This is a genomic window from Pseudomonas germanica (genome assembly GCF_019614655.1).
In the GTDB taxonomy this organism is placed as follows: domain Bacteria; phylum Pseudomonadota; class Gammaproteobacteria; order Pseudomonadales; family Pseudomonadaceae; genus Aquipseudomonas; species Aquipseudomonas neuropathica.
The window spans coordinates 1,850,018-1,864,774 of sequence record NZ_CP071586.1; the positions used below are offsets into that span (position 1 = coordinate 1,850,018).

Consider the following 14,757-nt stretch of genomic DNA (forward strand, 5'->3'; position numbering starts at 1 on the left):
TAGTAACACGACGTCACGGGGCAAACCGCAGAAAGATGGCCAGAGGCCTTAGCCCGATCAGGAAAAGTGCCTCGCGTAATGCCGGGGATCGAAGCGCCACACCATCAACAGCATCACCACCATTACCGCTGTCAACGACCACCACGCCCACTCGAAGCTGCCCAGTTGATCGCGGATCATTCCAGCCATCAGCGGCGAGAGACCAGCAATCAGATAGCCAATGCCTTGCACAAATGCAGTCAGGCCACCGGCACGTTGCGGGTTGTCGAGGTGATCAAGCGAGACAATCAGGCTCATCGGGAACAACCCGCCAATGCCCAGCCCCAACAGGCATGGCCATAGCAGGCTGAATTGTTGCGGGCTGAGGATCAGGCCGCAAAATCCGCCGATGATCAGTGCCAGTAGTGTCATCAGAATCACACGCCGATCCCGGCTGCGATTGGCGATAGCCGGAACCACTAGACCGGAAATCACCTCCATGGCCGTCAGCAAACCCAACAGCAATCCGGCGTTCTGTTCGCTCCAGCCGTTTTCCACGTAGTACGGCGCGAGCCAGGCCAGCACGCAGGTATAGGACGCTGTCCCCAGACCAAAGAAGAGGGCCAGCAACCAGGCACGGGAATACTTGAAGAACGAATCCTTGCCGGCTGTCGCCGTTACGGTGGAGGACAGCTGGTTGCGTTGCGGCCACCAGAACAGCAGCGCGATGAATGCCAGGATCGCCCAGATCGCCAAACCGCCGCGCCAGCTCCCGGTTTGCAGCATCACCAGCGGTGCGAACGAGGCCGCAATGGCCGCTCCACCCATGATCGACGTGACATACAGACCCATGCACAGCGCGACATTGTCGGCGAAGCGCGATTTGATCAGCGTCGGCATCAATGCCTGAATCAGTGCAATCCCGAGGCCGGCCAGCACCGCGCTGACGATCATTTCGGCGGCCGATTCGATGAACAGCCGCGACAGCGTCGCCAGGCCAATGATCAGCAGTGACAGGAAAACCGTCCGTTGCTCGCCCAGCCGCTGACCGATGCCAATGCCGAAAAACATCGCCAGCCCCATTGCCATCACCGGCAGCATGGTCAGCAGCGACGCGACGCTGAAGTTCAGCGGGATGTCAGCGCGAATGGCTGACAGTAATGGGCCGATTGCCGCCATCGACGGACGCAGATTGAGGGCTACGAGAATGATGGCGAGCATCAACCAGGCAGCGGGGCGAGCGGTAGCGCGGACGTTTTCCATCATCAGACCTTTGGGCGGGGCAGATGATTAAGCGCGGAGCGGTCTGGTTCGGGCAAACCAGAAAATCCACAGCAGTATTTAAAAAGTCGATATCCCCACTCCCACAATGGACAACCGTGCTGTTTTTCTGAATAAAACCTGAACCATTCTCAAATACTTCACACTTTCATCGCATGGCCAACAGCCAACTAATCGTTGGCGTCTTTTTCACAAAAAATTGATGGTTGCCTGCTTAAAGTTTCTCGTGCCTTAGTTAATGAAATTTTCACAATTGAAATTTCTTTCATGGACCGAGGCTCTTCTTTTCAGGAATCGCCCTTTCTATGTTGAAGTTAAAAGCCGTGCGCCCGGAATGGGTGACGTTAATTGCCAGTGCCTTTCTTTTAATCGGCTGCAATTTTGTCCTCTGGCAACACCTGTTCGAGATCACCGCCGCCGATGGTAAGGGCATCGCCATGTGTGTGGCGTTCGGGGTGATGATTCTCGCGGCATTCAATATCGTGCTGACGGTCCTCGCCTTCCGTCCGCTGCTCAAGCCGCTGTTGACCGTGATATTTCTGATCAGCGCCGGCGTGGCTTACTTCATGAGTCAATATGGCGTCATGATCGATGCCGGCATGTTGCGCAACTTTGCCGAGACCAATGCAACGGAAGTGCGTGATCTGCTCTCGTTGAAGTTGTTTGCTTATATTCTACTGCTCGGTGTATTACCGTCCTGGTTGTTGTGGAAAGTTCCAGTCAACTATCGTCGTTGGCATCGTGAGTTAATCAGCAAAGTTATTGTCGGTGTTGCTTCTGTGGCGGTGATTGGTGGGGTGGCGCTGGCCAACTATCAGGGCTTGTCATCGCTGTTTCGCAATCACCACGAAATTCGCCTGATGCTGGTGCCCAGTAATTACATCGGTGCTTCGGCGGGTTATCTACGTGAGCAAGTAGTCTCGGCGCGGCAGCCATTCATCAAAATCGGCGAGGACGCCGAGCGCAATCCGGATGTGAAGCTTCAACCGCGTAAATCCCTGACCGTGCTGGTGGTGGGTGAAAGTGCCCGGGCGGAGAACTTCGGCATCCTCGGCTATGACCGTGACACCACGCCGACACTCGATAAGGAAGCCGGGCTGATCGCCTTCACTGACGTGCATTCCTGTGGAACGGAAACGGCTGTTTCGGTGCCGTGCATGTTCTCCAACATGGGCCGCAAGGATTATGACGCCAGCAAGGCGAAGAATGAGGAAGGCCTGCTCGATGTGCTCAAACGTGCCGGTATCGATGTGATCTGGCGTGACAACCAGTCCGGTTGCAAAGGCACTTGCGACCGGGTCACCCTGCAAGATGTCAGCAACCTGAAAGACCCGGCGCTGTGTGCCAACAGCGAGTGCCGCGACGAAATCCTCCTGCAAGGTCTGCAAAGTTTTATCGACCATCTGGACAAGGACACCGTGCTGGTTTTGCACCAGATGGGCAGTCACGGCCCGGAATACTTCAAGCGTTATCCCAAGGAATACGAGCACTTCACCCCGGTGTGTGAAAGTAACGCGCTGAACAATTGCAGCCGCGAAAGTATCGTCAACGGTTACGACAACACGTTGGTGTATACCGACCATGTGTTGTCGAGCCTGATCGATGTATTGCGCAGCAATCAGGACAAAGTCGATACCGCGATGTTGTACCTGTCGGACCACGGTGAGTCGCTGGGCGAGTACAACTTGTTCCTGCACGGTACGCCTTACATGTTGGCGCCAGAGCAACAAAAGCATGTAGCGATGCTGGCGTGGTTCTCCGATAACTATCAGAAGGCCTATTCGGTCGACACGCATTGCTTGCAAATGAGCCGTGACAAACCGCTGAGCCAGGACAACCTGTTCCACTCGATGCTTGGCCTGCTCGAGGTCAGGAGCAAGGTCTATCAGCCGGGTCTGGACATGTTTGCCGGTTGCCGAGGTGCGGTGATCGACGGCGTACTCGCCAAGGACTGAGGCCAATCGGCTCCGTCGTTCTGATACGACGGGGCTTTCTGCTTCTTTTGTCAGACTATTCTTGCTCTCTGGAAGGACATTTCGTTACAGCTCTTGCCCTTCACAGGCGCGTAAATCGCCAGTGGCGATATATACTGCGCGCCATTCTTCAAGGGAGAGCCGTGTGGCCATCGATATTCACTGGATTCGCGACAACGAAAGCCTCGCGCAGTTTTGCGCCGAGTGGCAGCAGCTGCCGTTCGTTGCCCTCGACACCGAATTCATGCGGGTCGACACCTTCTACCCGATTGCCGGCCTGTTGCAGGTGGGCGACGGCAAACGCGCCTACCTGATCGATCCGCTGACCATCAATGCCTGGCAACCGCTGGCTGCGTTGCTGGAAAACCCGGCGGTGCTCAAGGTCCTGCACGCCTGCAGCGAAGACCTCGAAGTGCTGTTGCGCCTGACCGGCAGCCTGCCGGCCCCGATGTTCGACACGCAACTGGCCGCCGCTTACCTGAACCTCGGTTTCTCGATGGGCTATTCGCGACTGGTGCAAGAAGTGCTCGGCATTGAACTGCCAAAGGGCGAGACCCGTTCCGACTGGTTGCAGCGTCCGCTGTCCGAGACGCAAATCAGCTACGCCGCCGAAGATGCCGTGCATCTGGCGGAGGTTTTCGTACAGCTGCGGCCGAAACTGTCTGACGACAAATTCGCCTGGGTGCTGGAGGACGGCGCTGAACTGGTCGCCAACCTGCGCCGTGAAACCGACCCGTACGAGGTCTATCGCGAGGCCAAACTGGCGTGGAAACTCTCCCGTGCGCAACTGGCGGTTCTGCGTGAACTGTGCGCCTGGCGGGAAAAGGAAGCCCGCGCCCGCGATCTGCCGCGCAACCGCATCGTCCGCGAGCATTCGCTGTGGCCACTGGCCCGCACGCAACCGGACAACCTCGCGGCGCTGGGCAAAATCGAAGACATGCACCCGCGTACCGTGCGTCAGGACGGCCAATTTCTGCTTGATCTGATCAAGCGCTCTGGCAGTGTGGGGCCTGATCAATGGCCGCCCGCCGTAGCGGAGCCCTTGCCGATCGAAGCCGCCGCGTTGATCAAACAATTGCGCGCATTGGGCCAGGCTGAGGCCGAGCGTCTGGGCATTGCCCCGGAACTGATGCTGCGCAAGAAAACCCTCGAAGCCCTGGTCAAAAGTGGCTACCCCGAGGGTCCTTACCAATTGCCTGAGTCGTTGCGTGGCTGGCGCCGCGAACTCATGGGCCAGAAGCTGCTCGACAGCCTGGCCACCGCCGGAGAACAGCCTTGAAACGTATTTGCTCTATTTACCAAAGCTCGAAGCGCAAGGGCATGTATCTCTATGTGCTCAAGAGCGATGAGCTGGAACGCGTGCCCGAGGCCCTGATGGCGGCTTTCGGCAAAGCCATATTTGCCTTCAGTCTGGTGTTGACGCCTGAGCGCAAACTGGCCAGCGAGGACATCGTCGTGGTCCTGGAAAACCTCGACAAGCAGGGCTACCACCTGCAAATGCCGCCGGCCGAGGACGAGTACATCGAGCACTTGCCCGAAGAGTTGCTGCGACGCAACGACCCGGTCTGATCTGCGCGGCTCTGTTCTGAGTCTCGGTTTACCCTGGAACTGTTTTTACCGCGATGGCCGGCTTAATCCGGCGGCCATCTGCACGGTTTGCGAAAGGTTTGAAGATGCGCGTTCTGATTGCTGAACACGACCACGCGATATACGCCCGGCTGCTGCGTCAGGCAGCGCCCGAGCTTGAAATACTGACCAGCGGCGACTCCGCCGAGCTGGCCCGGCAGGCCGCCGATTGCCCGGTGTGGCTGGGCCAACCGGATTTGCTCGCGACTCTGTTGCGCCAGGGGCACCAGCCACAATGGCTGCAATCGACCTGGGCCGGTATCACACCATTGCTCGCTGACGGCTTGCGCCGCGATTACCGTTTGACCCGTGCAGTGGGGATTTTCGGTCAGGTGATGGCCGAGTATGTGCTGACCTACATCCTTGGCCATGAGCGCGAAGTGCTGGCGCGACTGGTCAGCCAGGTCGAGCGTAAATGGGACAACCGCAGCGGCCAGAGCCTGGTCGGGCGCAAAGTGCTGATCGTCGGCACCGGGGATATCGGCCAGAGTGTCGCGCAGTTCCTGCTGCCGTTCGGCATTGAGCTGTACGGGATTGCCAGCAGCGCCCGTGAGCAGGCGCCGTTTGTCGAGGTCGGTTCGATGGCTGATCTGCCGCGACTGGTGGGTGAAGTGGATTACGTGGTCAATCTGCTGCCGAACACCGAACACACCCACGATATCTACGACGCGGCGCTGTTCAAGCAATTCAAGCCAACCGGGTTGTTCATCAACGCCGGGCGCGGTGTCGCGGTGGTCGATGCCGATCTGGTGGACGCGTTGAAGGAAGGCCATCTGGCGGGGGCGGTGATCGACGTTTGCCGTCAGGAACCACTGCCGCAACGCCATCCATTCTGGACCGCTTGGGGCTTGCTGCTGACCGGGCACAGTTCGGCGCCGACGTCACCGGCGTTGATGGTGCAGCTGTTTGTCGAGAACCTGAAGGCGTATCAGGCGGGTGAAGCGTTGCGCGGGGAAGTGGATTTCAACCGCGGATATTGATCTCCTTGCTTCAGATCGTTCCCACGCTCCGCGTGGGAATGCAGCCGGGGACGCTCTGCGTCCCATTGGAACGCGGAGCGTCCCTTGAGTCATTCCCACGCGGAGCGTGGGAACGATCATTTGCGGTGTGGCTTAGAGGGTGAAGTCGCCTTCAGCCGCCAGTTCATTCAGCGGGCGGCGCGGGCTCGGCTCTTCACGGGCTTGCAGGTATTCAGCCAGCGTTGCCTTGTCACCGAGTTTGCCAACGGCAACGGCCGCATGCAGCGCATAACCTTCAGGAATGTTCAGCTCTTTGCGCGTCAGTTCCTGATCGAACCCGGCCATGCCGTGGGTGTGCCAGCCACTGATGCTTGCTTGCAGCGCCAGATGGCCCCACGCCGAGCCGGTGTCGAAGGTATGCCACAGCGCCGGGGTTTCTTCAGTGGCGCCTGGTGCAGTGAAGGTGGTTTTCGAAATCACGATTACCAGCGCCGAGGCATGCTGCGCCCAGCTACGGTTGAATTCGTTGAGCAGACCCAGATAACGCTCCCAGTTTGGCGTATCGCGACGCGCATAGAGGAAACGCCAAGGTTGCGAGTTGTACGCCGAGGGCGCCCAGCGTGCGGCTTCGAAGAAGCTCAGCAGGGTTTCTTCCGGGATCGCTTCGCCGGTGAAGGCGCGCGGTGACCAGCGGTCGGTGAATTGCGGGTGAATGGCGTAATCGGCAACGCGTGGGTTGGCACTCATCGAGAGATTCCTTGCTACGTTTGAGTCAGGGATTTGAATGAAAACCCGGCGGGATCAGTTGCGCTGAACGATGGGGTTTTCCGAGCCTGAGGGTTCACCACAATGCAACGCGGTCGCGCGTTAATGGCTTGCGGGCAAGGCTCCTTGCGACTGGCAAAGCTACGCGCCGCCACAAAAACTGACAAGCCCCGCGCAACCGGCAGTCGCCGACGCTTGGCCCGCAAGGCCTTGGGCACTAGACTGGCGGCCTTTTCACCACCTGATGTTGATGCTTGAGCCATGGCCGCCAAAGTCGAACCGTTCTGGAAACGCAAAACCCTCGATCAACTCGATCACCAGGAATGGGAATCGCTGTGCGACGGCTGTGGTCTGTGCTGCCTGCAAAAGCTTGAGGATGAGGAAGACAACAGCGTTTATTACACGCGCATCGCCTGCAAACTGCTGGACCTGAAAACCTGCCAGTGCAGCGATTATCCGAACCGCATCAAGTTTGTCCCGGACTGCATCCAGCTCACCCCGGGGCAGGCCGAAGAGTTCAAGTGGCTGCCGCCGACCTGCGGTTATCGGCTGGTCAGCGAAGGCAAGGATCTGCCGTTGTGGCATCACCTGGTCTGCGGCGATCGCGATGCGGTGCACCACGAGCGGATTTCCCAGTCCGGGCGCATGCTCGCCGAAGGCAGCGTGCCGGAGGATGACTGGGAAGATCACCTGATTTTCCGCGCGGGCTGATACCTGCTGATTCAAGCTTTACCAAGGAGTGCGTATGGCTGTCGGATTGCAGCGAGCGTTGATGATTGCGCTGCTGGCGCTGAGCGCCCCGGTGTGGGCGGCGAAGAAAGTCGATCTGGATTATCACGTGCGCCTGTTGCCCCAAAGCGATCAGGCCGAGGTGCGCCTGACCCTGGGCAAAGGCGAGGCGGTGCGCAGTCTCGATTTCGACCTTGGCGACGGTAGCCATTACAGCGATTTCAAGGCTGACGGCCATTGGCTGCTGACCCCGGGCAAAAACGCCCGGGGCGTCTGGCGCCCGACCAGTGACAAGGCCAGCCTGACTTACCGCGTGCGCATCAGCCACGGGCGCAAGAACGGCAGTTTCGACACCCGCATGACCCCGAACTGGGCGTTGATGCGTGGCGATGAACTGGTGCCGCCAGCCAAACTCGATCAGCAGGACGGCACCGAACTGATCGCGCGTCTGCAATTCGAATTGCCCGATGGCTGGAAAAGTATCGAAACCGCTTGGCCGCGCATCGGCAAGAACAAATTCCGCATCGACAACCCGTCACGCCTGTTTGATCGTCCGACTGGCTGGATGCTCGCCGGCCATCTCGGCAGCCGCCGTACGCGCCTGGGCGAAACCGAAGTCACCGTGGCCTCGCCGCAAGGGCAGGGCATGCGCCGGATGGACGTGCTGACCCTGCTTACGTTCGTCTGGCCGCAGGTGCAGGCGGTTTATCCACGCCATCCGGCGAAACTGTTGATCGTCGGTGCCAATGACCCGATGTGGCGCGGCAGCCTCGGCGCACATGAATCCATCTACGTGAACACGCGATTGCCGCTGGTCAGCGAAAGCGGCAGCAGTGCGCTGGTGCGCGAGCTGGCGCAGGTGTTCGGGCGGATTAACGACGAGCAGCGCAGCGACTGGGTCAGCGAGGGTTTTGCCGAGTATTACGCCATTGAACTGGTGCGCCGTGCCGGCGGCATGAGCGATGAGCGTTATCAGGCACTACAGACGAAACTGGCCAGGGACGGCCAGAAAGTCACCACGTTGCGCGGCGAGCAGATCAGCCCGGCGCAGGTGGCGAAAGCGGTGTTGCTGTTGCAGGAACTGGATCGCGAAATTCGCTTGAAGACGCGCAACAAGCGTTCGCTGGATGACGTGTTGCGTGGGGCGATGCATCTGGGGACGGTGAGTACCAAAGAGTTTGTGCAACTGGCCGAGAGCGTGCTCGACGAGTCCTCCAAGGTCCTCGATACCGCATTACTGCAGTAATACCGCTATCGCTGGCAAGCCAGCTCCCACAGTGCTTTGGGATGGGCACAAAATCAGTGCACAACCCATAAGCCGATTTTGGGCTGGGCAAAAATTCTGTGGTCTCCACAGAACCTGTGGGAGCTGGCTTGCCAGCGATGAGGCCGTCAGCCCCACCGCAATTCTCGGATCAAACCCCGGCTTTCGGCGATTTAACCGAATCATTGCCGGTCACGGTGGCGGTGCTGGTCGCCGCCTCGGCATTGGCTTTCAGCTTGCTCAGTTCTTCTCCGGCGCGCTCGATCTTCGCCCGCACGTTGTTCATGTCCTGACGACTTTTCTCAAACAGGCTTTTCACCGAACTGTGCCCGGTAATCCCGCGCGCCATGGCCACGCCGCCAATCGCCACCTGAATCAACCCGAACACGCCGCCACGGCGCAGGCCTTTACCGACCATGATCACGCCGCCCGCGAGTGAGCCGATGCGCTCCCAGCCTTCGACGTTCTGCTCGGAACGGCTCTGGAACGGGGTGGATTCGATACGTTCGACACGTTTGAGCTCGGTCATGATCTTTCTCCAGGCAATGAGTAATGGATAAACAAGCTGACTGCCGGAGCGGTCAGCTCGTTCCATCGGATGTGCGACGCTTTAGCGGAATTTTGGTCCGGAGCGGGTGTTCAAGCCCTTGGCCATGCGGTCGTAGAGCACGACGTTGACCGTGGCGGCGAGGTTCATGCAGCCGGTGGTCGGGATGTACACGACGTCTTCACACCAGTCGCGGATCTCTTTGTCCAGCGAACCGTCTTCGGGGCCGAAGATATACAGGGCGCGATCCGGGTGGGTGTATTCCGGCAGCGGGCGGGCGCCTTCGACCAGTTCCACGGCGACGGGCACGCAGTTGAGCGGGAGGATCTTTTTCAGGTCATCGATGCCGATCAGCGGAATGTCGTAGTGCACGCGTTTGGTGTCGGTGACGAAGTCGGCGGCGCGTTCATAACGCTTGCCGGTGTAGAACACCGAGGCCACGCCATAGCAGCCTGCGGCGCGCATCACCGAACCGACGTTTTCCGGTGATTTGGGGTTATACAAACCAATGCAGCTGTACCGTTTGTCTGCCACGAGCGGGGTGCCTTCGGGAAAAAGAGCGCGATTATACGGGGATTGGGAGAGGGTGGCACCGCTCGTTCCCACGCTCTGCGTGGGAACGTCTCTTCGGACGCTCTGCGTTCGGCTTTGCAAGGGACGCGGAGCGTCCCGGGCTGCATTCCCACGCAGAGCGTGGGAACGATCATGACTGGCTTATTCTTCTTTCTTCATCAGCCCGGCCAGCGCGGCAAACGGGTTATGCGTTGCCTTGGCGATCTTCGGCGTGCTCAGCGAGCCTTCGCTGAAATACTGCTGATCGGTATAGCGCGAGTGTTCGTTGTCGTGGCAATACAGGCACAACAATTCCCAGTTCGAGCCGTCCTGCGGGTTGTTGTCGTGGTTGTGGTCGCGGTGGTGCACGGTCAGTTCGCTCAGGCGCTTGCCGGAAAACTCACGGGTGCAGCGGCCGCAGACGTGCGGGTACATCTTCAGGGCCTTGTCGCGGTAGCCCATTTCCTTGTCGCGCTGGTTGTCGGCGAGGATGCGATCCAGCTTCGACGTATTGGTTGGAGTGGACGAACTCATGGGTTCACCTTTGTAAAAGACTAATGACGGTTATGCGCAGAGTTTAGCTCAGCCCTTGAGCTTCTCGGCAATCCAGATCGTGTGGCGCGTGCCCTTGTTGCCGTGGGCGAAGACCTGGACTTCTTCGGCCTTGAAACCGGCCTTCTTCAATTTGTCGGAAAACAGCCGATCGGCGCTGGCCGACCACACCGCCAGCACACCTTTCGGTCGCAATGCTTTGGCGCAGGCATTCAGACCAGCGGCGGAGTACAGCCAGCTGTTGGCCTTCTGCGTCAGGCCTTCGGGGCCGTTGTCGACGTCGAGCATAATCGCGTCGAAACCGTTCGGCTCACTTTGCAGCACCTTGGCTACGTCGTCCTGACGGATCACCGTGCGCGGATCGAGCAACGGACGTCCGGACTTTTCGCCGAGCGGGCCACGGTTCCATTCGACCACGCCGGGCACCAGTTCAGCGACCACCACTTCGGCAGTCTTGCCCAGATGCTTGAGCGCGGAGGCGAGGGTGAACCCCATGCCCAGACCGCCGATCAGCACCCGCGAATTCGCCCGGCCAGCGACCTTGCGGCACGGAATTTCGGCCAGCGCATCTTCGGAACCGTGCATGCGCGTGTTCATCAATTGTCCGCCGTCGCCGCCCTGGATCTTGATGACAAAATCCTCGCCATACTCGAACAGGCACAGGGCACCGCCGCTTTCAGGGATCGGGGTGGTGTCGAGCAGAACGAAACGTTTCATGGAAATCTCTACAAGGGGGAAGGCAAGCAGGCCCGTTGGGAGTAGCCTGAGCGCAGACTAAGGCCAAACGGAGCCCTTGATGAAGCGCACCATTCTAACGGTCATTGCCCTGGCCGCGCTCTCGATTACTGCAGTGCAGGCGCAGCAGGTCGTTCCAGTCAGCCCGGCGCCGCAACCCGGCTCGCCCGGCACCGCTACACCGACACCGTATCCGCAGATCACGCCGATCAATATTCCCAAGTCTGGCGCTGGCAGTGGCAGCCCGCCGCTGGTGCCGATTGAAATGCCCAGTCCGCCGAGCAAGGATCAATCGGTGCCGGGCATCGAGCCGAGTGGCACCAAGGCGAAATCCCCCGGCGGTTAAACCTGTTGCGCCGCCAGTTGGCCGTCGGCCATGCGCAGGCGTTTCGACAGAGAGACGGCGAGGGCGCGGATGATTTTCGCGGCGATCTTCGGCGCGTCGTTGAGCATTTTTTCCAGCGAGTCTTTGCCGAGGTTCAATAGCTGACAGTTCGTCGCCGCCACGCACGTTGCCGAGCGCCGTTCGCCATCGAGCACGGCCATCTCGCCGAACGCCCGACCACTGCGCAGGGTAGCCATGGTGATGACTTGGCCATCGGGCCCGGTTTTCTGCACGGCCACCTGGCCGGTGTGGAGGATGCACATGAAACTACCGGCATCGCCCTCGCGGAAAATCGCTTCGCCTTCAGCCACGGTACTGATGCTGAAGTAGCCGGAAGCGGCCGCAAAGTCGGCCAACTGCAATTGATCGAACAGGCCGCAGTCCATCAGCCAGTCGCGGATTTCGTTGTTCAGGAAGGTCGGTTCTGACATGTCGTCACGGTCTTTTTGTTTTCACTGTTTCAGGCTTCACACGGTCCCCATGTAGGAGCTGCCGAAGACTGCGATCTTTTGATCTTGCCTTTGAAAAAATCCAAATCAAAAGATCGCAGCCTTCGGCAGCTCCTACAGGGATGTGTGGGGTATCGGCCTCTTGGGTCTGCAATTAAGACCCAAGTGACCAACGGAGTTCCTCAGGCCAGACCCAAAACCTTGAAAACAAATGCGTATTCGAGCGCTACGTCACGTAATCCCTGATAACGCCCGCTCATCCCGCCATGTCCGGCGCCCAATTCAGTCTTGAGCAGCAGCACGTTGTCGTCGGTTTTGGATGCGCGCAGTTTCGCCACCCACTTGGCCGCTTCCCAGTACTGCACGCGGCTGTCGTTGTAACCGGCGATCACCAGCATCGCTGGATAATTCTGTGGGCTGACGTTTTCGTACGGTGCATAAGCCTTGATCCGCTCGTAAACCTCCGGCTCTTCGGGATTGCCCCACTCGTCGTACTCGGTGACGGTCAGCGGCAGATCGGGATCGAGCATGGTGTTGAGCACGTCGACGAACGGCACTTCAGCAATCGCAACGCCGAACAGATCCGGCCGCTGGTTCAACACCGCACCAATCAGCAGACCACCGGCGCTGCCGCCGCTGATCGCCAGTTTATCGGCCGTGGTAATGCCGTTGAGGACCAGAAATTCGGCGCAGGCAATGAAGTCGCTGAAGGTGTTGTGCTTGTGTTCCTGCTTGCCGGCGCGATACCAGGCTTCGCCCAGCTCACCGCCGCCACGCACATGCGCAATGGCGAAGGCCATGCCACGATCCAGAAGGCTCAGGCGGGCGTGGGAGAACCACGGATCAAGGCTCGAACCGTAAGCGCCGTAACCGTAGAGATACAGCGGCACGGCTTTGCCAACCATTTCGCGCTTCATCACCAGGCTGATCGGCACTTGCGTACCGTCCGGCGCAGTCGCCCACAAGCGCTGGCTGACGTAGGCATCGGCGTCGAACGGGCCGAGCACCGGGGTTTCTTTCAACACCGCTTGTTCGCCGCTGGCGAGGATCAGTTGGCGAACTTGCGCCGGACGGTTCAACGCCTCGTAGCGCAGGCGAATGCGGTCGCTCTCGAACTCCAGGCTGTTTTGCACATAGAGACTGTAGGCCGCGTCCGGCAATTGCACGCGATACGGCGCCAGACCGTGTGGGTGAACTTCGATAATCGGCAGTCCGCCCTCGCGCAAGCTCAGGGTCATCGCCTCGGTGTTCAGACTGACGCCATCGAGCATCACCGTATCGCTGTGGGGGATCAGGTTCTGCCAGTCGGCTTCGGTCGGCGCGGTGCCGGTGTCCGGTGCCTGATACAAGGCATAGTTGATGCCGTCACGGTTGGTGCGGATAAACCACGTCCACACGCCATCGAGCAGGCCGTGATCGACATCATATTCATGATCCTCGACCCGCGGCGCCAGGCAAGTGAACGGCAGGTGCGGCTGGTGGGCGTCCAGCGCCCAGACTTCGCTGGTGGTCTTGCTGCCCAGCGACAACAGCAGTTGCTGCTCGGAACTGGAACGGTAGCAGTGCAGGAAGAAACGCCCGTCCGGCTCGTGGAAAACTTCTTCGGCAGCGGTGCCGTCGAGGCGGTAACGGAACAGCTTGTGTGGACGATGGGTGTCGTCGAGTACGCCGAAAAACAGGGTCAGGCTGTCATTAGCCCAGGTCATGCTGCCGTCGCAGTCTTCGAATTCCAGTTCGCTGACTTTGTCGTTGGCCAGTTCCTTGACAAACAACGTGTAAATCTCATCGCCCGAAGCGTCGACGCTGTAGGCCAGACGCTGGTGATCCGGGCTGATGCTGAACGCGCCCAGCGAGAAAAAACCACCGTTGGCCAGTACATTCGGGTCGAGCAGCAGTTGTTCGCGACTTTCATCGAGGGTCAGACTGTCGTCCGCCGGGCGTGGGCAGCGGTAGTGCCGGGCGTACTCGTCGCCCGCCGTGGTGCGCGTGTAATACAGGTACGGACCCCAAGGCGAGGGTAGGGACAGGTCGGTTTCCAGAATCCGGCCCTTGATCTCTTCGAACAGGCTTTCACGCAATTCGGCCTGATCGGCGGTTTGCGCTTCCTGGAAGGCGTTTTCGGCTTTGAGGTAATCGAGCACCGCGTCGGTGTCGCGCTCCTGCAGCCAGGCATACGGGTCGGCACCGGGCGCCTTGTGGGCGATCGGGGCACTGATGGCGTTGGCGGATTCGGACATGAAAGGCTCTCGGACAATGTACGGAATAAGGGTTTTCGCAGCGTTTGAAACCGCCGCAGACCCTGTAGGAGTGAGCCTGCTCGCGATAAGGCCGGCACATTCAACATCAATGTTGTCAGGCTGTCCGTCATCGCGAGCAGGCTCACTCCTACAGGTCGCATGTCTATTGGGACAAGCCTGACGGGCGAAAAGTCGTTACTATAAGCGCCTCTTTGCCTGCCTTGCCATGGACACCATGACCGAGAACGACTATCTGATCGCCTGGGGCCTCTACGCCTTTGCCGCTGTGGGCTGCCTGTTGGTATGGATGCGGCTGACTACCTGGATGTGGCGCTGGTTGCGCGAGCCGCTGCGCGTGCTGATGGCGGTGTTGCTGTTCAGCCCGACCATCATTGACCCGGTCAAGGAAAAGGTCGCGCCGGCCATCGCCATCACCGCGCTGGATCTGGCCTTCAAGGTCGGCAACAACGCCTGGCGTGCAGTCTCCGATCTGTTCATGTACGGCATGATCGCTTTCGGCATCTACCTGATTTTCGTGCTGATCCGCTTCCCGCTCGAACGTGCTTCGAAGGCGCGCCGGGAACAGGCCGAAGCCGCGAAGGCCGCCGCACGCGCCGATGACCGCGACGACGATCAACCGTTTGGCGGCGCCGGCGATGACCGCTATGGCCGCCCGCCGGTGCCGAACAATCCGCAGCGCATGCGGGTCGAGCCGCGTCTGTAA

The 14,757-nt window shown here is 59.7% G+C and carries 16 protein-coding genes; 8 read left to right on the forward strand and 8 right to left on the reverse strand.

All coding sequences use genetic code 11. From position 1 onward, the window contains the following. Positions 1 to 57: 57 nt before the first annotated feature. The gene (locus J0G10_RS08205) at positions 58 to 1,242 is read right to left on the reverse strand and encodes a cyanate transporter (RefSeq protein ID WP_220558275.1); all 1,185 of its coding nucleotides are present in this window, start codon (positions 1,240 to 1,242) and stop codon (positions 58 to 60) included. Between the two features lie 323 nt (positions 1,243 to 1,565). Here J0G10_RS08205 and J0G10_RS08210 point away from each other — a divergent pair, with 323 nt between their 5' ends. From J0G10_RS08210 to J0G10_RS08225, 4 genes are all read left to right on the forward strand, one after another. Next, a complete protein-coding gene (locus J0G10_RS08210) occupies positions 1,566 to 3,215 on the forward strand; it encodes a phosphoethanolamine transferase (RefSeq protein ID WP_095125575.1) in 1,650 nt (549 codons plus the stop codon). 163 nt (positions 3,216 to 3,378) lie between these two features. Then, complete coding sequence (gene rnd, locus J0G10_RS08215; RefSeq protein ID WP_093438244.1) at positions 3,379 to 4,512, forward strand: ribonuclease D; 1,134 nt, start codon at positions 3,379 to 3,381, stop codon at positions 4,510 to 4,512. Next, positions 4,509 to 4,802: a YcgL domain-containing protein gene (locus J0G10_RS08220; RefSeq protein WP_093438239.1), complete on the forward strand. Its 294-nt coding sequence runs from the start codon at positions 4,509 to 4,511 to the stop codon at positions 4,800 to 4,802. The genes rnd and J0G10_RS08220 overlap by 4 nt, the downstream gene beginning before the upstream one ends. Before the next feature lie 104 nt (positions 4,803 to 4,906). Further along, positions 4,907 to 5,839: a D-2-hydroxyacid dehydrogenase gene (locus tag J0G10_RS08225; RefSeq protein WP_095049250.1), complete on the forward strand. Its 933-nt coding sequence runs from the start codon at positions 4,907 to 4,909 to the stop codon at positions 5,837 to 5,839. A gap of 132 nt (positions 5,840 to 5,971) precedes the next feature. On the opposite strand, the gene J0G10_RS08230 is transcribed toward J0G10_RS08225, so the two are convergent. Further along, positions 5,972 to 6,565 carry a nitroreductase family protein gene (locus J0G10_RS08230; protein WP_116028869.1) on the reverse strand — a complete coding sequence of 198 codons (594 nt, stop codon included), beginning with the start codon at positions 6,563 to 6,565 and terminating at the stop codon, positions 5,972 to 5,974. Between the two features lie 279 nt (positions 6,566 to 6,844). Here J0G10_RS08230 and J0G10_RS08235 point away from each other — a divergent pair, with 279 nt between their 5' ends. Both J0G10_RS08235 and J0G10_RS08240 read left to right on the forward strand, forming a co-directional pair. Beyond that, positions 6,845 to 7,294 carry a YcgN family cysteine cluster protein gene (locus J0G10_RS08235; protein WP_093438229.1) on the forward strand — a complete coding sequence of 150 codons (450 nt, stop codon included), beginning with the start codon at positions 6,845 to 6,847 and terminating at the stop codon, positions 7,292 to 7,294. A gap of 34 nt (positions 7,295 to 7,328) precedes the next feature. After that, a complete protein-coding gene (locus J0G10_RS08240) occupies positions 7,329 to 8,558 on the forward strand; it encodes a hypothetical protein (RefSeq protein ID WP_220558276.1) in 1,230 nt (409 codons plus the stop codon). Positions 8,559 to 8,727: 169 nt separating this feature from the next. Here the strand turns inward: J0G10_RS08240 and J0G10_RS08245 are convergent, their stop codons facing one another. The 4 genes from J0G10_RS08245 to J0G10_RS08260 form a co-directional block, all read right to left on the reverse strand. After that, positions 8,728 to 9,105, reverse strand: a complete 378-nt coding sequence (locus tag J0G10_RS08245) for a YgaP family membrane protein (protein ID WP_095049253.1) — start codon at positions 9,103 to 9,105, stop codon at positions 8,728 to 8,730. An 81-nt stretch (positions 9,106 to 9,186) separates the two neighbouring features. Then, on the reverse strand, positions 9,187 to 9,657 hold the full coding sequence (locus J0G10_RS08250; RefSeq protein WP_007911337.1) for an RNA methyltransferase: 471 nt from the start codon (positions 9,655 to 9,657) through the stop codon (positions 9,187 to 9,189). A gap of 180 nt (positions 9,658 to 9,837) precedes the next feature. Next, positions 9,838 to 10,209, reverse strand: coding sequence for a YajD family HNH nuclease (locus J0G10_RS08255; protein ID WP_095049254.1), 372 nt, complete (start codon positions 10,207 to 10,209; stop codon positions 9,838 to 9,840). Between the two features lie 48 nt (positions 10,210 to 10,257). Then, complete coding sequence (locus J0G10_RS08260) at positions 10,258 to 10,944, reverse strand: spermidine synthase (protein ID WP_095049255.1); 687 nt, start codon at positions 10,942 to 10,944, stop codon at positions 10,258 to 10,260. A gap of 79 nt (positions 10,945 to 11,023) precedes the next feature. Here J0G10_RS08260 and J0G10_RS08265 point away from each other — a divergent pair, with 79 nt between their 5' ends. Beyond that, on the forward strand, positions 11,024 to 11,308 hold the full coding sequence (locus J0G10_RS08265) for a hypothetical protein (protein WP_095049256.1): 285 nt from the start codon (positions 11,024 to 11,026) through the stop codon (positions 11,306 to 11,308). Here the strand turns inward: J0G10_RS08265 and J0G10_RS08270 are convergent. Continuing rightward, positions 11,305 to 11,778, reverse strand: a complete 474-nt coding sequence (locus J0G10_RS08270; protein ID WP_034153174.1) for a cyclic nucleotide-binding domain-containing protein — start codon at positions 11,776 to 11,778, stop codon at positions 11,305 to 11,307. The two genes, J0G10_RS08265 and J0G10_RS08270, sit on opposite strands and share 4 nt — an antisense overlap. A gap of 200 nt (positions 11,779 to 11,978) precedes the next feature. Further along, positions 11,979 to 14,033 (reverse strand): S9 family peptidase, encoded by a 2,055-nt coding sequence (locus J0G10_RS08275; RefSeq protein WP_095049257.1) that lies wholly within the window; start codon positions 14,031 to 14,033, stop codon positions 11,979 to 11,981. Positions 14,034 to 14,259: 226 nt separating this feature from the next. Here J0G10_RS08275 and J0G10_RS08280 point away from each other — a divergent pair, with 226 nt between their 5' ends. Further along, positions 14,260 to 14,757 (forward strand): hypothetical protein, encoded by a 498-nt coding sequence (locus tag J0G10_RS08280; RefSeq protein ID WP_038358408.1) that lies wholly within the window; start codon positions 14,260 to 14,262, stop codon positions 14,755 to 14,757.